Here is a 17,880-nt window from a genome sequence, read left to right on the forward strand (position 1 = left end):
TGCGCCGGGCGCGGCCTTTTGCTTTGGGGCAGTGCATGAGCACTGATCTCGACCAGCTCCGCGCCGATTTGCTCGGCTCCATCGACGCCGCCGCCGGCCTCGACGCGCTCGAAGCGCTTCGCGTGCATGCGCTCGGCAAGCAGGGGGCGATCACCGGCCTGCTCAAGACGCTGGGCGGGATGAGCCCCGAGGCGCGCCAGGTCGAAGGGCCGCGCATCCACGCGCTGCGCGAGGCGGTGACCGAGGCGCTCGCCACCCGCAAGGCGGGGCTGGAGAAGGCGGCGCTCGATGCGCGGCTGGCCAGCGAGACGCTCGACATGACGCTACCGGTCGACGGCGTGCCCGCGGGCTCGGTGCACCCGGTCAGCCAGGTGATGGACGAGCTGGCGGAGATCTTCGCCGATCTCGGCTTCGCGGTCGCCACCGGGCCGGAGATCGAGGACGACTGGCACAATTTCACTGCGCTCAACATCCCCGAGACGCACCCGGCGCGAGCGATGCACGACACCTTCTATTTCCCTCCCGAAGCCGATGGCAGCCAGAAATACCTGCTGCGCACGCATACGTCCCCCGTGCAGATCCGCACGATGATGCAGGGCACGCCGCCGATCCGGATCATCGCGCCGGGCCGCGTCTATCGCTCGGACTCGGATGCGACGCACACGCCGATGTTCCACCAGATCGAGGGGCTGGTGATCGACAAGGGGATCACGCTCGGCCATCTCAAGTGGACGCTCGAGACCTTCCTCAAGGCGTTCTTCGAGCGCGACGATATCGTGCTGCGGCTGCGCCCGAGCTATTTCCCGTTCACCGAGCCGGGCGCCGAGGTCGATGTCGGCTTCACCTGGCAGAACGGCAAGCGCGTGATCGGCGGCGATCCGCGCAAGTCGGACAATGGCGGCTGGATGGAAGTGCTCGGCTCCGGGATGGTCCACCGCAAGGTGATCGAGAGCTGCGGCCTCGACCCGAACGAGTGGCAGGGCTTCGCCTTCGGCACCGGCGTCGACCGGCTGGCGATGCTCAAATATGGGATGGACGACTTGCGCGCCTTTTTCGACGGCGATCTGCGCTGGCTCAAGCATTATGGCTTCTCGGCGCTCGAAATGCCCACGCTGAGCGGGGGAGTGGGCGCATGAAGTTCACCCTGAGCTGGCTCAAGGAGCATCTCGACACCACTGCCTCGGTCACCGACATCGAGGAGGCGCTGACCCGCGTCGGCCTCGAAGTGGAGGGCGTGGAGAATCCGGGCGAGAAGCTGAACGGCTTCCGCGTCGCCAGGGTGCTGACCGCCGAGCGGCATCCGCAGGCGGACAAGCTGCAGGTGCTGACGGTGGATACCGGCGAGCAGGTGCTGACCGTGGTCTGCGGCGCCCCCAATGCGCGCGCGGGACTCGTCGGCGTGCTTGGCACGCCCGGCGCGGTGGTGCCGGCCAATGGCATGCAGCTCAAGGTCGCCGCGGTGCGCGGGGTCGAGTCGAACGGCATGATGTGCTCGACGCGCGAGCTGGAGCTGGGCGACGATCATGACGGCATCATCGAGCTGCCGGCGGATGCGCCGGTCGGCACTGCGTTTGCCGATTATGCCGATCTCAACGACCCGGTGTTCGACGTCTCGATCACCCCGAACCGCCAGGACTGCATGGGCGTGCGCGGCATCGCGCGCGACCTCGCCGCGGCGGGCCTGGGCACGCTCAAGGCGCTGAACGCAGATCCGGTCGCAGGCGAAGGCGCGGGGCCCGACGTGAGGATCGAGGCGCCCGAGGGCTGCCCGGCTTATTACGGCCAGACGGTCAGCGGCGTCACCAACGGTGCCTCGCCCGAGTGGATGCAGCGCCGGCTGAAGGCGATCGGCCAGCGGCCGATCTCGGCGCTGGTCGACATCACCAACTATGTGATGATCGACCTCGGCCGTCCGCTCCACGTCTACGACAAGGCCAAGCTCAGCGGCGCGCTGGTCGCGCGCAAGGCGAAGGCCGGCGAGCAGGTGCTGGCGCTCAACGAGAAGACCTACACGCTCGACGAGAGCATCACCGTGATCGCCGACGACAGCGGCGTGCACGATATCGGCGGCATCATGGGCGGCGAGGACACCGGCGTGTCCGAGACCACCACCGATGTCGTGATCGAATGCGCCTATTTCGATCCGGAGCATATCGCCCGGGCCGGGCAGAAGCTCAACCTGACCAGCGATGCGCGCACCCGCTTCGAGCGCGGCGTCGATCCGGCCTTCCTCGAGGACGGCATCGCGATCGCGACGCGGCTGGTGCTCGCGCTGTGCGGCGGCAAGGCAAGCGAGGTGACGCGCGTCGGCACGCTGCCGCAGGTCGGCGCGACGGTCGGCTATGATCCCAGGCTGGCCGAGACGCTGGGCGGCCTCGCCGTGCCGGCTGCGCGCCAGGTCGAGATCCTCGAGAGCCTGGGCTTCACCGTCCAGCCGCTCGACGGCAATGGCGATCCGGTCGAGCTGGCCAGCGGCTTCGAGGCCTTCCGCATCACCGCGCCGAGCTGGCGCCGCGATATCGACGGTCCGGCCGACATCGTCGAGGAAGTGATCCGCATCGAGGGCATCGACAATGTCCCCTCGACGCCGCTCTCGCGCGTGCCCGGGGTCGCCAAGCCGACCGCGACGCCCGAGCAGAAGCTGGAACGCAAGCTGCGCCGCAACGCCGCCGCCCGCGGTCTCAACGAAGCAGTGACCTGGAGCTTCGTTTCCGACGCCGAGGCCGCGCCCTTTGGCGGCGGCGCGTGGACGCTCGCCAATCCGATCAGCGAGGACATGAAGGTGATGCGCCCTTCGTTGCTGCCGGGCCTGCTCGGCGCTGCCGAGCGCAACCTCAAGCGCGGCGCGACCTCGGTGCGGCTGTTCGAACTCGGCCGGCGCTATCTGGCGGAGGGTGAGCGCGTGACGCTCGGCGTGCTGCTAGCGGGCGCGAAGACGCCGCGCGGCTGGCAGGGCGGCAAGCCCCAGGCCTTCACCGCGTTCGACGCCAAGGCCGAGGCGCTGGCACTGCTCGAGGCTGCCGGCGCGCCGGTGGCGAACCTGCAGGTGATGGGCGAGGCCGGCGACGTCTGGCATCCGGGCCAGTCGGCGACTTTGCGGCTCGGGCCGAAGACGGTGCTTGCGGCCTTCGGCATGCTGCACCCGAGCGTGCTCAAGGCGTTCGACCTCGATGGCGATGTCGCCGCGGTCGAGCTCTATCTCGATGCGCTGCCGGCTAAGCGCGGCGGGACCGGCTTCATGCGCACGGCGTACACGCCGCCGGCGCTGCAGGCGGTGACGCGCGATTTCGCCTTCCTGGTGCCGGCCGAACTCGCGGCGGGCGACCTGGTCCGCACCGTGAAGGGCGCGGACAAGGCGACGATCGTCGACGCGCGGCTGTTCGACGTCTTCACCGGCACCGGCGTGCCCGAAGGGCAGAAGAGCCTCGCCATCGAAGTCACCCTCCAGCCGGGCGAGAAGAGCTTCACCGACGAGGAACTGAAGGCGGTGGCGGACAAGGTTGTCGCCGCGGCGGCGAAGCTGGGGGCGGTGCTGCGGGGCTGATGGCAATGGATACCCGGACGTTCGAGCGGATGCGGCGAACGCTGGGTATCTTCGCGACCGAGTGCAAGGGCATCGCGGAGACGGACGAGATCCATCCGGTCCGCGTTCTCGATGCGATGCATCCGCCGGCGGTTGCCCGCAAGGGCCTGCAAATGGCGGTCAGCGACATCGTCGAGGAGCTGTCCAGCGTGTCGCGCGACCATGTCGCGCGGCTCGATGCGCGCCTGGCCGAATGCGACGCGATGACCCTGAGCGAGGCGCGGCTGCTTTTCTCGCGCAGGCTCCGGAAGGTCCGCAAGCGCGGCGTCATCGCGAACGAGGACGACTATTATCTCGTCCGCAACGCCATCGATTTCGCCGAGGAAGACGAGCGGGATGCGTTGTGGGTGCTACTCGCCGACTTCGAGGGACGCGGCTGAGATTCGGCGCTGCCGCCAGGTCCAGGCCATCAACCCGAACCCGCCGAGCAGGCCGCCGGCATAGCTCGCACTGTGCGCCCACAGGTCGGCGAGGAAGGCGACATGCTTTTCCCGGGGCACGGCCTCCGCAAGCCAGCCGACAAGCCAGACCCAGTCCATCGCGGCACCGATCGCCCCGGCGATTCCCGCCAGCAGCGCCAGTATGCCACAGCCGAGCATCAGCAACAGGATCGGCCGGCGCAACTCGGCGAGCCCCAGCTTGGGCGCGCGCCCGAACCGTGCCGCCACGGCCAGTCCGATGCCCAGCGGCAGCCCGACCCACCAGGTGGCGATCACGCCCCAGCCCAGTGCCAGCAGAAAGGGCGAGCCGGTCGGGAAGATCGGCGGGTGGCCGATGGTGAAATATTCGACGCAGAGATGCGCGGTCACCTGATCGTGCAGCACGCCATACATAATCGCCGACAACACGGCGAAGCCGATGATTTTCGCGCTTTCCATGCCGGCGTTCAATCCAGCGGCGCGAAGGTAGCGAACATGTCCTGCGCCTCGGGCAACTCCGACAGAGGGACATAGTCGCACACCGCGGCATATTCCTCCCACATGGCGAGGATCTCGGGGTTCTCGTGCGCAGTGGCGACGGCGCCTTCCTTCCACTCGAACGCCTCGATGATCGTGCCGTCCTTGCCGCGCATGATCAGCGCCGGGCGATCGGTGGCGAGGCCGAGGCGGCGCAGAAATGGCACGTGATCGCGGGCCAGCGTTTCCAGCGCAGCTGCCTTGCCCGGCTTGGGCCGGTAGGCAACGATGACCATGTCCCCCATCGCTCTGCTCCTTCGCGCGCTTGACGGCACCGCGCCGCCCGGCAAGGAGCGAGCAAACAGCAGGAGACTCGCGATGGCAACCGCACTCATCACCGGCGCGACCGCGGGGATCGGCGAGGCATGCGTCCATGCCTTTGCCGATGCGGGGTGGAACGTCGTCGCCACCGGTCGGCGCGAGGAGCGGCTGGCGAAGCTCGTGCGCGACAATGTCCACACGCTCGCCTTCGACATCCGCGACGAGGCGGCGCGCGACGCCGCGCTCGAGTCGCTGCCCGAGGGCTTTCGCGACATCGATCTGCTGGTGAACAATGCCGGGCTGGCGCTCGGCCTGGAGCCGGCGCAGCAGGCCTCGCTCGCCAACTGGAAGACGATGATCGACACCAATGTCGTGTCGCTCGTCTCGATCACGCACAAGCTGCTGCCCCAGCTGATCGCGCGCAAGGGCGCGATCGTGAACCTGTCGTCGGTGGCGGCGAACTATCCCTATCCGGGCGGCAACGTCTATGCCGCGACCAAGGCGTTCGTCCGCCAGTTCAGCCTCGACCTGCGCGCCGATCTGCATGGCACCGGGGTGCGCGTCACCTCGATCGAGCCGGGCATGGTCGAGACCGAGTTCACGCTGGTGCGCACCGGCAGCCAGGAGACCTCGGACAAGCTCTATGGCGGGGTGAACCCGATGACCGGCGAGGACATCGCCGAGACGATCCTGTGGGTGGCGACGCTGCCGCCGCACCTCAACATCAATGCGCTGGAGCTGATGCCGGTCAACCAGAGCTGGCAGGGTTTCGCCGTACATCGCGAAGGGTGAGGACAGCATGGCCGAGCAGCACTGGATCGAGATCGCGTCGGATGGGCTGCGCGCGGCGATCAATCCGTTCGGGGCCGAGCTTTCGTCGCTGAAGGACGGCGAGGGCCGCGAGTTGATGACCGATGCGGACCCCGCCTTCTGGACCGGGCGGGCGCCGCTGCTGTTCCCGATCGTCGGCAAGCTGAACGGCGACGCCTACCGCGTCGACGGGAAGCGCTACCCGCTCCCCCAGCACGGCTTCGCGCGCAAGCAGATGTTCCTGCTGACCGAGAAGCTCGAGGATCGCGCGCGCTTCCTGCTGACCGACAATGAAGCGACGCGCGCCGTCTATCCCTTCGCCTTCGCGCTGGAGGCGGCGTTCGTGTTGCAGGGCGCGACGCTGGTGATGACGATCACCGTCACCAATCGCGGCACCACCGACATGCCGGCGAGCTTCGGCTTCCACCCGGCCTTTGCCTGGCCGCTGCCCTATGGCGCGCCGCGCGAAGCGCACCGGATCGAATTCGCGCATGACGAGCCGGCATCGCTGGCGGCGATCATCCCGGGCGGGACGATCGGCGAGGAACGCTGGCCGAGCCCGCTCGAGGGGCGGATCCTGAAATTGGCGGATGCGGATTTCGCGCGGGACGCGCTGGTCTGGGACGAGCTGGTCAGCCAGTCGCTCGTCTACGGGCCCGAACAGGGCGCGCAGCTGCTCGTCGAATTCCCCGACACGCCGATGCTCGGCATCTGGACCAAGCCCGGTGCGCGCTTCCTGTGCATCGAGCCTTGGCACGGCATCGCAGACCCGCACGGCTTCACCGGCGAGATCTGGGACAAGCCCGGCATCCTCCGCTTTGCGCCGGGCGAGGCGCGCAACTTCTCGATGCGAGTGACATTGCGCACCTAAGGGTCTAGGGGCGCGCGCATGACTTCCCCCAGTGACCGTCGCACCTTTGCGATCATTTCCCATCCTGACGCCGGCAAGACGACGCTGACCGAGAAGCTGCTGCTGTTCGGCGGCGCGATCCATTTGGCCGGCGAAGTGAAGGCGCGCGGCGCCGCACGGCGCGCGCGCTCGGACTGGATGAAGATCGAGCAGCAGCGCGGCATCTCGGTCACCTCGTCGGTGATGACCTTCGAGCGGAACGGCGTGACCTTCAACCTGCTCGACACGCCGGGCCACGAGGATTTCAGCGAGGATACCTATCGCACGCTCACCGCGGTCGACTCGGCGGTGATGGTGATCGACGTCGCCAAGGGCATCGAGAGCCAGACGCGGAAATTGTTCGAGGTCTGTCGCCTCCGCAACGTGCCGATCATCACCTTCGTCAACAAGGTCGACCGCGAAGGCCGGCACGTGTTCGAGACGCTCGACGAGATCGCCGACCTGCTCGCGCTCGACGTGTGCCCGATGACTTGGCCGGTCGGCATGGGCGGGACGTTCGAGGGGATCTTCGACCTTGCCACCAACCGCCTGCTGCTGCCCGAGGGCGACAGCCGCGAGTTCCACGGCAAGGTCGTGCAGACGTCGGGCCTCGACGATCCGCAGCTCGACGCGATCCTCTCGGCGGAAAACCTCGCCAAGCTGCGCGAGGATGTCGAACTCGCCCAGGTCGGCTATCCGGCGTTCGACGGCGAGGCCTATCGGAGTGGCGACCTGACCCCGGTCTATTTCGGATCGGCGCTCAAGGAATTCGGCGTCGATTCGCTGATCGAGGCGATCGCGACGCATGCGCCGCCGCCGCACGCGCTGCCCGCCGAGCCGGCGCCGGTCTCCCCCGATGCGGGGCAGGTGACGGGCTTCGTGTTCAAGGTCCAGGCGAACATGGACCCCAACCACCGCGACCGGATCGCGTTCATGCGGCTGGTCTCGGGCACCTTCAAGCGCGGCATGAAGCTGACGCCAAGCGGGCATGGCAAGCCGATCGCGATCCACTCGCCGATCCTGTTCTTCGCGCGCGAACGCGAGCTGGCGGACGAGGCGTTCCCGGGCGACATCATCGGCATTCCGAACCACGGCGTGCTGCGCGTCGGCGATACGCTCTCCGAAAAGGCCGATGTGCGCTTCACCGGGCTGCCCAATTTCGCGCCCGAAATCCTGCGCCGCGTGGTGCTCAAGGATCCGACCAAGACCAAGCAGCTGCGCAAGGCGCTGGACGACATGGCCGAGGAAGGCGTGACTCAGGTCTTCTATCCGGAGATCGGATCGAACTGGGTGATCGGCGTGGTCGGCCAGCTGCAGCTCGACGTGCTGCTCAGCCGGCTCGATGCCGAGTACAAGGTCGCGGCGGGGCTGGAAGTGGCGCCGTTCGAGACGGCGCGCTGGATCTCGGCCGAGGATCCCAAGGACCTGACCGAGTTCATGTCGCTCAACCGCGGCGCGATGGCCAAGGACCGCGACGGCAACCCGGTGTTCATGGCCAAGTCCAACTGGGAAGTTGGCTATATCGCCGATCGCTATTCCAAGGTGAAGTTCGCGGCGACGCGCGAGCGCTAGGGTGCGGGCGCCTGCGCGATGCGCGAGCGATAGGCGCGGCCGGCGCGCAGGCGCAGCACGGTGTATTGCCCGCCGAACAGCGCGAGCTTGGAGGCGATAGCCCAGATCGCAAAGCACAAGGCGGCGCGCTTCGGCGCGAGCGTGGCGACCAGCACGATGTTGAGCAGCGCAGTGCCCAGCGTCAGCGCCGCCCAGCCCCAGCCGACCCGGTCGAAGGTCGATTGCGGGAGCAGCTCGCGGGCGATCTCGGGCACATAGCGCGTCACCCAGCCGCGCGGCAGCATCGTCGTGCCGATCGCGGCATAGATGATGCTCGGCTTGAGCAGCATGAAGCGCGCGTCATGGGTGAAGAAGGTCATCGTGCCGAGCGCCGCGGTGAGCGCGACGCCCATCAGCAGCAGCACCGGGACCGGCTGGCGGCGCAATACGTGCACCGCGACCTGGAGCACGCCGATCGCCAGCCCGATGGCCGCGGCGAGCTGGGCCGAGCCGGTGGCGAGGTAGAGGAAATAGAAGGCGAGCGTGCCGGCCAGGTCCTCGAGGATGGGTCGTGCCGATGCCAGGAAATATCGCATGCGCCGGCCCCCTTCCGGGAAGCCTTATGCCATGCGGTCGGCCGCTATCCCAAGCGAAGTTCGCGGGCGGTTCAGGGAAGGTGCCGGGCGGGTACATCCCCGCCCGGCGGCCCCGTAGAGCGATCCCTCGGAACCCCTGCATCATCGCGCAATTGCCGGTCCGGCGCGATTCCGGAATCCGCCGACTCGGCAAAATACCTAGTCGATCCAACCCTTTCGCACATGCTTCGCGGCGAGCAGCGCGAGGATGCCGGCAAGCACGTAGAAGCCCAGGCAGAACACCGCGCCATAGCGCAGCGCATCGGCGCCGTAGCTTGCCTTCAGCTCCTCCGACAGGAAGCCCATCAGCAGCGGGCCGACGCCAAGCCCGATCAGGTTGTTGATCATCAGGAAGCTGCCCGAGGCCGTGGCGCGCATCTGCTGCGGCACCATGTGCTGCACGGCGGTGGTCACCGGGCCGAGCCACAGGATGTTGAGCCCGTTCGGAATCAGCAGCAACGGCCAGGCGATCCACGGGTTCGAGGTGAGCAGGCCGATCGCGAAGGTCGGCGCGGTGATCAGCCAGGCGATGGCGGGCAGCCGCGCATACCAGGCGCGGTCGGCCTTGCCGAGCCGATCGGCGAACCAGCCGCCGGCGAACACGCCCACGGTGCCGCCGATCAGCAGCAGCGAGGCCATGAACTGGCCAGTCGTCACCAGGCCGAAGCCGAAATTGCCCATCAGCACCAGCGGCGTCCACAGCGCCAGGCCATAGCCGCAGAGCGAACTGCACGAGGCGCCGAAGGCGAGCAGCCAGAAGCCGGGCTTGCGCATCAGGATGCCGAATACCGGGCTGACGCGGGCATCGCTCCCGGCCATGGGCGCACGCGGCACGTCGCGGACGACCCAGCGGAAGATCGGCGCGATCAGGATGCCGAGCACGCCCATCGTGATGAACGCCGCCCGCCAGTCGACCAGCGCCGCGATGATCGCGCCGACCAGCGTGCCGAGCGCGAGGCCGACCGGGATGCCGAGCGAATAGATGGCGAGCGCGCGGGCGCGGCGCTCGGGCGGGAAATAATCGGCGATCAGCGCATAGGAGGGCGCGACGCCGCCTGCCTCGCCGATGCCGACGCCGAGGCGGAACAGGAAGAGCTGCCAATAGCCCGTGGCGATGCCGCATAGGCCAGTGAACAGGCTCCACACCGCCAGCGAGCCGGCGATCACGCCCGAGCGGCTCGTGCGATCGGCCAGATAGGCGAGCGGCACGCCCAGCACCGAATAGAGGATCGCGAAGGCGAGGCCGCCGATCGCGCCGAACTCGGTGCGGCTGAGGTGCAGGTCCTCCATGATCGGCTTGGCGAGGATGCCGAGGATCTGCCGGTCGAGGAAGTTGAACGTGTAGACGAGCAACAGCATCGCCAGCACGAGGCCGGGAGCGCGGGAACGGCTGGCGGGGTTTGCGGCGGGGGCGTTCATGACCATACCTCGACATCAAAAGAGCCGGACGTCAAGGGACGCCCGGCTCCGGAACTTAGGTGCAGTGCACCATACTCAGAATTTGAGGCTGAACGACCCGAAGATCTGCCGCGGGTTGCCGTAAAAGGCAGTCGCGACGCCTTCCTTGCCCAGCGTCGGCGTGTAGCCGCCCGCCGGGGTGAGGATCGGCACGCCGGCGATCGTCGAGTTGATATATTGATAGCCGGCGGTCTTGTAGTGCTCGTTGGTCAGGTTCTTGCCGTGGATGCCGATCGAGTAGCGGCCATGCCCGAAGCTGTAGACCAGGTGCGCATCGAGCAGCGTATAGCCCGGCTGGTCGAGGAACGGGCTGGCCGTCTCGAACTGGTGGGTCAGGCTGCGGTACGACAGCGTGGTTGTCGCCGAGAGATCGCCCCCGGCGACGGGCAGCGCGCCGCCCAGCGTGCCGGCCAGCGTCCAGTCCGGCGTGTTCTGGAAGACGCGGACCGCCGAGACGTCGACGCCCGTCGGGCCGATGAACTTCTTGTACTTGGCGTCGATATAGCCGAGCGCGCCGGTGAAATAGATCCGCGAGCCCGCGCCGGCGAAGCCGCGCGCCAGCGTGGCGGTGGTCTCGAGCTCGACGCCCTTGATCTTGGCCTTGGCCGCGTTGGTGGTGATGCCGCAGAAGCTCTGGACGTTGTTGATCACGCAGCCGACCGAGCCCGGGATCTGGACGTTGGAATAGTCCGAATAGAAGCCGTCGAGCGCCCAGGTCAGGCGACGGTCGAAGGCGGCGCCCTTCCAGCCGATCTCATAGCTCTTCACCGTCTCCGGATCGAAGGAGAGGTAGTTGTAGATGTCCTGATAGCCGATGCCCGGCACGCCGTCGGTATTGGGTGCCGAGGTGCCCGAGCCGCGCGGATCGAAGCCGCCGCCCTTGAAGCCTTCCGAATAGGACGCGTAGACCATGTGATCCGCGCTCGGCTTGAAGCTGATCGTCGCGCGCGGGGTGAAGCGCTTGAAGTTGGCGGTGCCGCGGAAATCGGTGGAAGGCGCGCCGACGGGGATCGGCGTGCCGCCGAAGTCCGGGGTCAGCCCGAGATAGCTCGCCTTGAAGACATAGCTCTTGCGCTGGTCCCAGGTGTAGCGGCCGCCGACCGTCAGGCTCAGCTGCGGCGTGACGTCGTAGGTGAAGTCGCCATAGATCGAGCTGGTCTCGGTGCGCACGTCGCCGGCGGTATAGGCGTTGAACCCCGCCAGCGTGGTCGAGAGCAGCACGCCGAACCCGGTCGTCGCCTTCGCGCCCAGATAATAATAGCCGATGATGCCGTTCAGCTTGTCGCTGTGGATCAGCGCCTGGAATTCCTGGCTGGTCTGGTTGTTCTTGTAATAGGCCGGCACGTCGACATCGACCGACGGCGTCGAATCGAAGTCGATCGGGGTGTAGGAGGTGTCCTCGCGATAGGCGCTGATGCTGCGCAGCGTGATCCAGTCGGCCACTTCGGCATTGATCGTCATCGAGATGCCGCCCGCCTCGACATCGTTCTTCGGGTTCGCGAGCCCGGCATTGGTGTCATAGACGTTGGGCAGCGACGGCGAGCCGGTGAGCAGGCCGGCGAACAGCCGGTGGCCGTTGCGCGCGTTCGACTTGTCATGCGTGTAGTCGCCGGTGATGCGCACCGACATGCGGCTGTCGGGCGTCTCGAACTCGAGCGTGCCGCGCGCCGCCCACACATTCTTGTTGTAGTTGTCGATGTGGAGATTCTTGTTCTCGCCGAAGCCGTCGCGGGTCAGCCGGGCGCCGGAGACGCCGATCTTGAACATCGAGCCGATCGGCGTGGACGCGCTGACGATCAGGTCGACCTGGTTGTACGAGCCGTAATTGCCCTTGATCGTCGCGGTGGGGACGTCGTCGAGCTTCTTGGTGACGTACTTCACCGCGCCGCCGATCGTGTTGCGGCCATAGAGCGTGCCCTGGGGGCCGCGCAGCACCTCGATCCGGTCGACGTCATAGATGTCGAGCACCGAGGCCTGGGGCCGGTTGAGGTACACATCGTCGAGATAGATGCCGATGCCGGCCTCGAAGCCGGGGACCGGATCCTGCTGGCCGACGCCGCGGATGAAGGCCGCGAGCGTCGAGTTGGTGCCGCGCGCGTCCTTGAGCGTGGTGTTGGGCGAGGCGATCTGCAGGTCGGTCAGGTCGACCGCGCCGGCCTGGTCGAGCTGGGCCGAGGTGAGCGCGGTGACCGCGGTCGGCACGTCGAGCAGCTTTTCCTCGCGGCGGCGCGCGGTGACGACGATCTCGCCATTGTCGCCCGGCGCGGCTTCATCGGCGGCCGGGGCGGCTGCCGGCGTATCCTGGGCGAAGGCTGGAGCGGCGGTCAGTGCGGCGAGCGCAGCGCCCGCGAACAGAATCGTGCGGGCAGAGTTCAGGCGTGTCATCGAATTTCCTCCCCTCCATCGAACCCGTCTTGGACGCGGGTTGCGTGTGGTCGCCCAACGCTATACTGAAACCTGAACCGGGTTTCAACTTGGATCGACAGGGGAAGATGCAATGGCTAGGGTGCGTGGCATGGGAGCCACAGCCTCGGACCTGCAGGGCGGCGAAGCGGCCAGCGCGGGCAAGGAACCGCGCACGGCACGCGGGCGGCGCACGCTGCGCCTGATCCTCGATGCCGCGGCCGAGGAATTCGGCGCCAAGGGGTTCCACGAAGGCTCGATCAGCGGGATCACCCGGCGCGCCGGCGTCGCGCTCGGCAGCTTCTACACCTATTTCGATTCGAAGGACGACGTGTTCCGCGCGCTGGTGCGCGACATGAGCGATCAGGTGCGCGAGCATGTCGCCCCGGCGATCAAGGGCGCCACCGGCGGCCAGATCGCGGCGGAGCAGGCGGCGCTGCTCGCGTTCATCCGCTTCGCGCGCGAGCACAAGGAGATCTACCGGATTATCGACGAGGCCGAGTTCGTCGATCCCGAGAGCTTCCGCATGCATTATGCGACCACGGCGGAGCGCATCGCCCGGCGCCTCCAGGCCGCGGCGGCGCGCGGCGAGGTGCGCGAGGATGTCGGCGAGGTCCATGCCTGGGCGATCATGGGGATGAACGTGTTCCTCGGCCTGCGCTACAGCGTGTGGCAGGAGGATGTGGACCCCGAGGCGATTGCCGACATCGTGGCGACGATGCTTGCGCGCGGGATCGGCACCGGGAAATAGGGGCGTGAAATAGGGCCGCGCCATTGCGGCGGCGGCCCTGCTGCCGCATCTAGGCGGCATGGATTTCAGCGACTGGCATGCGGCGCGGGCAAGGGCGCTGTTCACGGTGCTCGCCGAGCGCCACGCGCTGCGCACGCGCGGCGCCGATGCCGGGCCCGACTATCTAGAGCTCGAGCTGCCCGTCCAATATGGCCTTCGCATCGCGCTGAAGCTGGTCTGGGCACGCGACCTGCTGCTGATCCGCAGCGCGCTGTTCACCGCCGAATTCCATCTCGACGCCGATGCCGAGGCGGAGGCGAAATTCATCGAGACGCTGGAAGGGCTGGTGACCGGCGAGATCCGGCTGCACCTGTTCTACTGGCCGCGCGCCAGGCGGCCGTACAAGACGCTGCTCCAGCGCGCCGAGGGACCGGGCGAGGACGCGACGTGGAGGACGGTCTACACCTGGTTCCGCTGGCTGCCCTGGTCGCCGATCGCGCGCGAGGACGTGTTCGTCAACGCACCCGCCGCGCATCTGCGTGTGGTCGGGCACGCGTAACTACTAGCTCCTCCCGAGCAAGGTCGGGGAGGAATTGATTCAGGCTCCCCCGAGCTTGTCGCGCAGCGCCGCCAGGCCGCCGAACGGGCCGCTTTCCTCGGCGAGGCGCTTGGCCTCCTCCTCGCTGATCACGCCGGCGTCGCGCAGCGCAGCCTCGGCATTGGCGCTGCGCGGATAGGGGTCGAGCGCCAGCGCCAGCGTTTCCGCCGCGGCCTCGCCCAGGTCGATCGCGCCGCCCGAATAGAAGACGATGTCGCACTCGTCCTCGCTCAGCTCCATTTCGTCGTCGCCGCCGTTGCCCTCGGTCTCCGGCAGGAAGCGAATCGCGAAATCCTCCTCGATCTTCGCCGGCACCGGCTCGTCGGTGATGATGCAGGCCTGGGTGACGCGCGCGGAGAGATGGCCGGTGGCGACGATGCCCTGGGCGTCGCGGCGGATGCGGTAGGTCGCCGCGAGGCTGTCGATCGCCTTGAGCCCGAAGCGCGCGGCCAGCGCAGTGCGCTCGGCCGGCTCGGCCTTGACCTGGACGTCGCTTTCGCCGGCGCCGATCGTGTCGAGCCGCTGCGGGCGCATGAATTCGGTCTGGATCATGCAAGGTCTCCGGCGAGCAGCGTGGCGACGGGCGTATCGGCCAGCGCCGCGTGGAATGTGCGCAGCGCCGTCTCGACATGGGCGAGCGCCTCGGGTGCCGGCGCCGCGCCGCGATAGAGGTTGCGGACCAGGGCCTCGCCGAGATCGCCCCCCGCCAGCGCCTCGCGGTACGCGCCGAGCCGGCCGCCTAGCATCCCCATCATCTTGCCGACATGCTTGCCGACGACGATGTCGCCGATGCCGATCTGGCGCAGCTGCCCGTCCATGTCGTGGATGAACACCTCGGTGAGCTGGGTGCTGAAGGGGATCGCTTCCTCCGCCTGCTCGAGCCGCAGCAGGACGAGGCTCATCACTGCCGCGATCATGTCGAACCGGCCGTCGATCGTGTCGGGCACCTGGCCCTTCTCGTACCAATGGGTCTCGCGGCCGCGTGCGACGATCGCGGCGTAGAGCGTGGGGGCGGTGCCGCGGTCGGGCGCCTGGAAGAGCCGCTTGAGCAAGCGCATGTGCCGGGTTGGTCCTGCATTCTGGGGTCGCGACCTTGTTTGGCCGCATTTTGCCGCATATTGAGGCGAACGGCCCGCGATGCAATGCGCTGGCTGGTATGCGTTTGCCTGGAGACTAGAATGTCGATTCCCGCCCGTGCGCTTGGCGCCGCCCTGCTGGCAGCCGCGCTTGGCACCACCGCCTGCGTGCCGGTGCGCACGCACCAGGGCTATATCATCGACAAGGAGCTGGTCGATTCGGTGCAGCCGGGCATCGATACCCGCGAATCGGTGCTGCAGACGCTGGGCCGCCCGACCTTCACCAGCCAGTTCAACGAAGGCGAGTGGTATTATATCTCGCGCCAGAGCTCGAACCTTGGCTACCAGTCGCTCAAGCCCAAGGACCAGACCACGCTGCGCGTCCGCTTCGATGCCAAGGGCAATGTCGTCGCGGTCGACCGGATGGGCAAGGAGCTGATCGCGTCGGTCGATCCGTACGGCAAGACGACGCCGACGCTCGGCCACAAGCGCAGCTTCTTCGAGGACCTGTTCGGCAATATCGGCACGGTCGGCGCGCCGGGCACCGGCGGTCCGGGCGGCGGTGCCGGTGGCGGCAACGGCCCCTAGTCCCTGGCGGGCCTGAAACCGGGCCTGCTTTGATGCTAAAAGTCTGATGTCAAAGGCTTCGGCCGCGCCGCTTGCGAGACGGCGCGGCCGGTGCCGCTTGGCACGGTCCCGAAAGGGGTAGAAGGGACCGACAAAGGGAACGCGCGACCTAGTGTTTCGCTCCCTCAACAGTCCCCATTTTGACGGCTATCGAATGGTGAACAGCACCTGGTCGATCACCTTGCCTTCGAGGTCGATCAGGGCGAGGCGATGCTTGCCCGGCGGGGCGAGGATCAGCGGGTGCGAATCGGCGGTGCCGAGGTCGCGCTTGTCGAGCAGCAGCCGGTGGCCAAGCGCCTGGCCCGACACCGAAATCGCCAGCCGCTGATTGTCGACCGGGATGTCCGGGTCGAGCGCATAGACGCTGCCGCCCACCGGATTGGTGATGCGCGGCCGGCGCGATTCGGGCGGGGCATAGGCGACCCGGTCGAAGCCGGTGCCCTTCAGGAAATATTCGCGGCGCGGCTGCTCGATGCCACCGGCGAAGCGGATCTGGCGCGCCTCGATTCCCTCCGGCCGCGGCGGCGCCTTGCCGGGATCGGCCTCGTTAAGCGCCAGCATCACGTCGCGCCACACCGGCGCCGCGCCGCTGGTGCCCGAGACCGCGCGCATCGGATCGCCTTCGAGATTGCCCACCCACACGCCCACGGTGAAGCGATCGGTGAAGCCGACGCACCAATTGTCGCGCATCGCCTTGGAGGTGCCGGTCTTCACGCCGGCCCAGAACGGCAGGCGCAGCGCCGAATCGATCCCGAAAGTGCCGGCGCGGGCATTGGGATCGGCGAGCATGTCGGCGACGATCCAGGCGGCCTGGGGCGTCGTGGTGCGGCGCAGCGGCTCGGTCCTGGCGTCCATGGTGAGGCGGAGCGGCGACCAGCGGCCTTCGAGCGCGAGGCTGCGATAGGCGGCGACCTGCTCCATCAGCGTGACTTCCGCCGATCCGAGCGCAAGCGAATAGCCATAATATTGGCCGTCCTCGACCAGCCCGCGATAGCCGGTATCCCATAGGCGGTCCCGGAAGGAATCGACCCCGGTGAGCAGCAGCGTGCGCACCGCCGGCACGTTGAGCGATCCCGCCAGCGCGATCCGCGCCGAGACCGGGCCCTTGAACGCCTTGTCGTAATTCTGCGGGACATAGAGGCCCGAGGCGGTGTCGAGCTGGACGGGCGAATCGTCGAGGATCGAAGCGGCTGTAAGATAGCCCTTCTCGATCGCCTCGGCATAGAGAAACGGCTTCAGCGTCGATCCCGCCTGGCGATAGGAGGACGCGCCATCGACCGCGGGCGCGGTGCTCTCGCCGCCGATGCCGCCGACATAGGCGAGCACGTCGCCCGATGCATTGTCGACCACCACCACCGCGCCGTCGCGCGCGCGCGATCCGCCGAGCCCCTGGAGCTGGCGCTTCAGGGCGGTGATCGCCGTGCGCTGGATGCTGGCATCGAGCGTGGTGACGATCCGCGCGCCGGGCCGGGTCAGCAATTCGGCGGAGAGATGCGGTGCGAGGCCGGGGTCGAGCGCGAGGCTGCGCGCCGGGCCGAGCATCGACGCGGCGGCGCCGGCGAAGCGCATGCAATCCTGCTCCCGGGCAAGCGCACAGGCGCGGCGCGCGACCTCGGACGGGTTGGCCTGGGGATTGGGCAGCAGCGCGGCGAGCAGCAGCGCGTCGTCGCGGGTCAGCGTCGCCGGAGTCTTGCCGAACAGCCCGAGCGCCGCGGCGCCGATGCCCTGCGCCTCGCCGCGAAAGCCGGCGAGGTTGAGATAGGCCTCGAGGATCTCGTCCTTGCTCCAGCGCGATTCGAGGCTCCACGCCGCGCGCATCTGGCGCAATTTGTCGCGGATGCCGCGGCTGCCGGGAGCGGAGAGATCGGGCGCGAGATAGGCGGCGACCTGCATCGACAGGGTGGATGCGCCGCGGCCGCGCTTGCCCTCGATCCGGTCGCGCGCGGCGCCGCTCAGCGCCATCCAGTCGACCCCGCCATGCTCGCGGAAGCGGCGATCCTCGGCGGCGACCAGGATGTCGCGCGCGACCGGGGAGACGTCCTTGAGCGGGGTCCAGGCAAGGCGGCGGGCCTGATAGTCGATGCGGCTAGAATCGATCAGCACGCCGTGCCGGTCGTAGAGCCAGGCCTCGGACGGATGCCAGCCGGCGCGGACCGAGGCATAGTCGGCGAGCGCGGGCGGGCGCGTCACCCACCAGCCGCTGGCAGTGAACGCGAAGACCAGCGTCAGCGCCGTGCCGACCACCCGCGACGGGGTGAGGACGCCGCGCCAGCCCTTGTCCCGCCACGCCGCCCGCTCCCGGC

The 17,880-nt window shown here is 68.2% G+C and carries 17 protein-coding genes; 9 read left to right on the forward strand and 8 right to left on the reverse strand.

The features are described 5' to 3' along the window. Window positions 1–35 precede the first annotated feature (35 nt). The 3 genes from pheS to ABLE38_RS10095 are packed head-to-tail and all read left to right on the forward strand — an operon-like array spanning window position 36 to window position 3,963. Window positions 36–1,136, forward strand: coding sequence for a phenylalanine--tRNA ligase subunit alpha (pheS, locus tag ABLE38_RS10085; RefSeq protein ID WP_348974014.1), 1,101 nt, complete (start codon window positions 36–38; stop codon window positions 1,134–1,136). After that, window positions 1,133–3,544: a phenylalanine--tRNA ligase subunit beta gene (gene pheT, locus ABLE38_RS10090; protein WP_348974015.1), complete on the forward strand. Its 2,412-nt coding sequence runs from the start codon at window positions 1,133–1,135 to the stop codon at window positions 3,542–3,544. Before pheS ends, pheT begins: the two co-directional genes overlap by 4 nt. Next, window positions 3,544–3,963, forward strand: coding sequence for a hypothetical protein (locus tag ABLE38_RS10095; protein ID WP_348974016.1), 420 nt, complete (start codon window positions 3,544–3,546; stop codon window positions 3,961–3,963). The genes pheT and ABLE38_RS10095 overlap by 1 nt, the downstream gene beginning before the upstream one ends. On the opposite strand, the gene ABLE38_RS10100 is transcribed toward ABLE38_RS10095, so the two are convergent. Then, the gene (locus tag ABLE38_RS10100) at window positions 3,934–4,461 is read right to left on the reverse strand and encodes a hypothetical protein (protein WP_348974017.1); all 528 of its coding nucleotides are present in this window, start codon (window positions 4,459–4,461) and stop codon (window positions 3,934–3,936) included. The genes ABLE38_RS10095 and ABLE38_RS10100 overlap by 30 nt on opposite strands. An 8-nt stretch (window positions 4,462–4,469) precedes the next feature. Continuing rightward, window positions 4,470–4,784, reverse strand: coding sequence for a hypothetical protein (locus ABLE38_RS10105; RefSeq protein ID WP_348974018.1), 315 nt, complete (start codon window positions 4,782–4,784; stop codon window positions 4,470–4,472). A 73-nt stretch (window positions 4,785–4,857) separates the two neighbouring features. Here ABLE38_RS10105 and ABLE38_RS10110 point away from each other — a divergent pair, with 73 nt between their 5' ends. The 3 genes from ABLE38_RS10110 to ABLE38_RS10120 are packed head-to-tail and all read left to right on the forward strand — an operon-like array spanning window position 4,858 to window position 8,071. After that, window positions 4,858–5,592 carry an SDR family NAD(P)-dependent oxidoreductase gene (locus ABLE38_RS10110; RefSeq protein ID WP_348974019.1) on the forward strand — a complete coding sequence of 245 codons (735 nt, stop codon included), beginning with the start codon at window positions 4,858–4,860 and terminating at the stop codon, window positions 5,590–5,592. A 7-nt stretch (window positions 5,593–5,599) separates the two neighbouring features. Next, a complete protein-coding gene (locus ABLE38_RS10115; RefSeq protein WP_348974020.1) occupies window positions 5,600–6,481 on the forward strand; it encodes an aldose 1-epimerase family protein in 882 nt (293 codons plus the stop codon). Between the two features lie 18 nt (window positions 6,482–6,499). Further along, window positions 6,500–8,071 carry a peptide chain release factor 3 gene (locus ABLE38_RS10120; protein WP_348974021.1) on the forward strand — a complete coding sequence of 524 codons (1,572 nt, stop codon included), beginning with the start codon at window positions 6,500–6,502 and terminating at the stop codon, window positions 8,069–8,071. Here the strand turns inward: ABLE38_RS10120 and ABLE38_RS10125 are convergent. From ABLE38_RS10125 to ABLE38_RS10135, 3 genes are all read right to left on the reverse strand, one after another. Next, window positions 8,068–8,646 (reverse strand): septation protein IspZ, encoded by a 579-nt coding sequence (locus ABLE38_RS10125; protein WP_348974022.1) that lies wholly within the window; start codon window positions 8,644–8,646, stop codon window positions 8,068–8,070. The two genes, ABLE38_RS10120 and ABLE38_RS10125, sit on opposite strands and share 4 nt — an antisense overlap. Before the next feature lie 198 nt (window positions 8,647–8,844). Then, window positions 8,845–10,104 carry an MFS transporter gene (locus ABLE38_RS10130; RefSeq protein WP_348974023.1) on the reverse strand — a complete coding sequence of 420 codons (1,260 nt, stop codon included), beginning with the start codon at window positions 10,102–10,104 and terminating at the stop codon, window positions 8,845–8,847. Between the two features lie 75 nt (window positions 10,105–10,179). Then, window positions 10,180–12,528, reverse strand: coding sequence for a TonB-dependent receptor (locus tag ABLE38_RS10135; RefSeq protein ID WP_348974024.1), 2,349 nt, complete (start codon window positions 12,526–12,528; stop codon window positions 10,180–10,182). Window positions 12,529–12,658: 130 nt separating this feature from the next. Here ABLE38_RS10135 and ABLE38_RS10140 point away from each other — a divergent pair, with 130 nt between their 5' ends. Both ABLE38_RS10140 and ABLE38_RS10145 read left to right on the forward strand, forming a co-directional pair. Further along, window positions 12,659–13,297: a TetR/AcrR family transcriptional regulator gene (locus tag ABLE38_RS10140; protein WP_348974025.1), complete on the forward strand. Its 639-nt coding sequence runs from the start codon at window positions 12,659–12,661 to the stop codon at window positions 13,295–13,297. 58 nt (window positions 13,298–13,355) lie between these two features. Further along, complete coding sequence (locus ABLE38_RS10145) at window positions 13,356–13,835, forward strand: hypothetical protein (RefSeq protein ID WP_348974026.1); 480 nt, start codon at window positions 13,356–13,358, stop codon at window positions 13,833–13,835. Window positions 13,836–13,874: 39 nt separating this feature from the next. Here the strand turns inward: ABLE38_RS10145 and ABLE38_RS10150 are convergent, their stop codons facing one another. Then, window positions 13,875–14,426: a YceD family protein gene (locus ABLE38_RS10150; RefSeq protein ID WP_348974027.1), complete on the reverse strand. Its 552-nt coding sequence runs from the start codon at window positions 14,424–14,426 to the stop codon at window positions 13,875–13,877. Beyond that, window positions 14,423–14,932 carry a ubiquinol-cytochrome C chaperone family protein gene (locus ABLE38_RS10155; RefSeq protein WP_348974028.1) on the reverse strand — a complete coding sequence of 170 codons (510 nt, stop codon included), beginning with the start codon at window positions 14,930–14,932 and terminating at the stop codon, window positions 14,423–14,425. The genes ABLE38_RS10150 and ABLE38_RS10155 overlap by 4 nt, the downstream gene beginning before the upstream one ends. Window positions 14,933–15,052: 120 nt before the next feature. On the opposite strand from ABLE38_RS10155, the gene ABLE38_RS10160 reads away from it, so the two are divergent. After that, window positions 15,053–15,538 (forward strand): outer membrane protein assembly factor BamE, encoded by a 486-nt coding sequence (locus ABLE38_RS10160; RefSeq protein WP_348974029.1) that lies wholly within the window; start codon window positions 15,053–15,055, stop codon window positions 15,536–15,538. A 186-nt stretch (window positions 15,539–15,724) separates the two neighbouring features. Here the strand turns inward: ABLE38_RS10160 and pbpC are convergent, their stop codons facing one another. After that, on the reverse strand, window positions 15,725–17,821 hold the full coding sequence (gene pbpC / locus ABLE38_RS10165; protein WP_348974485.1) for a penicillin-binding protein 1C: 2,097 nt from the start codon (window positions 17,819–17,821) through the stop codon (window positions 15,725–15,727). Window positions 17,822–17,880: the final 59 nt, after the last annotated feature.

Source organism: Sphingomonas sp. KR3-1 (genome assembly GCF_040049295.1).
Classification (GTDB): Bacteria; Pseudomonadota; Alphaproteobacteria; order Sphingomonadales; family Sphingomonadaceae; genus Sphingomonas.

Bases quoted from the DNA above. Each gene is read 5' to 3' on its own strand.
- ABLE38_RS10105 (WP_348974018.1), bottom strand. From the start codon at position 4,784: ATGGGGGACATGGTCATCGTTGCCTACCGGCCCAAGCCGGGCAAGGCA.
- pheT (WP_348974015.1), top strand. From the start codon at position 1,133: ATGAAGTTCACCCTGAGCTGGCTCAAGGAGCATCTCGACACCACTGCC.
- ABLE38_RS10125 (WP_348974022.1), bottom strand. From the start codon at position 8,646: ATGCGATATTTCCTGGCATCGGCACGACCCATCCTCGAGGACCTGGCC.
- ABLE38_RS10130 (WP_348974023.1), bottom strand. From the start codon at position 10,104: ATGAACGCCCCCGCCGCAAACCCCGCCAGCCGTTCCCGCGCTCCCGGC.
- ABLE38_RS10140 (WP_348974025.1), top strand. From the start codon at position 12,659: ATGGGAGCCACAGCCTCGGACCTGCAGGGCGGCGAAGCGGCCAGCGCG.
- ABLE38_RS10135 (WP_348974024.1), bottom strand. From the start codon at position 12,528: ATGACACGCCTGAACTCTGCCCGCACGATTCTGTTCGCGGGCGCTGCG.
- ABLE38_RS10120 (WP_348974021.1), top strand. From the start codon at position 6,500: ATGACTTCCCCCAGTGACCGTCGCACCTTTGCGATCATTTCCCATCCT.
- ABLE38_RS10150 (WP_348974027.1), bottom strand. From the start codon at position 14,426: ATGATCCAGACCGAATTCATGCGCCCGCAGCGGCTCGACACGATCGGC.
- pheS (WP_348974014.1), top strand. From the start codon at position 36: ATGAGCACTGATCTCGACCAGCTCCGCGCCGATTTGCTCGGCTCCATC.
- ABLE38_RS10115 (WP_348974020.1), top strand. From the start codon at position 5,600: ATGGCCGAGCAGCACTGGATCGAGATCGCGTCGGATGGGCTGCGCGCG.
- ABLE38_RS10110 (WP_348974019.1), top strand. From the start codon at position 4,858: ATGGCAACCGCACTCATCACCGGCGCGACCGCGGGGATCGGCGAGGCA.
- ABLE38_RS10145 (WP_348974026.1), top strand. From the start codon at position 13,356: ATGGATTTCAGCGACTGGCATGCGGCGCGGGCAAGGGCGCTGTTCACG.
- ABLE38_RS10100 (WP_348974017.1), bottom strand. From the start codon at position 4,461: ATGGAAAGCGCGAAAATCATCGGCTTCGCCGTGTTGTCGGCGATTATG.
- ABLE38_RS10160 (WP_348974029.1), top strand. From the start codon at position 15,053: ATGTCGATTCCCGCCCGTGCGCTTGGCGCCGCCCTGCTGGCAGCCGCG.
- ABLE38_RS10155 (WP_348974028.1), bottom strand. From the start codon at position 14,932: ATGCGCTTGCTCAAGCGGCTCTTCCAGGCGCCCGACCGCGGCACCGCC.
- ABLE38_RS10095 (WP_348974016.1), top strand. From the start codon at position 3,544: ATGGCAATGGATACCCGGACGTTCGAGCGGATGCGGCGAACGCTGGGT.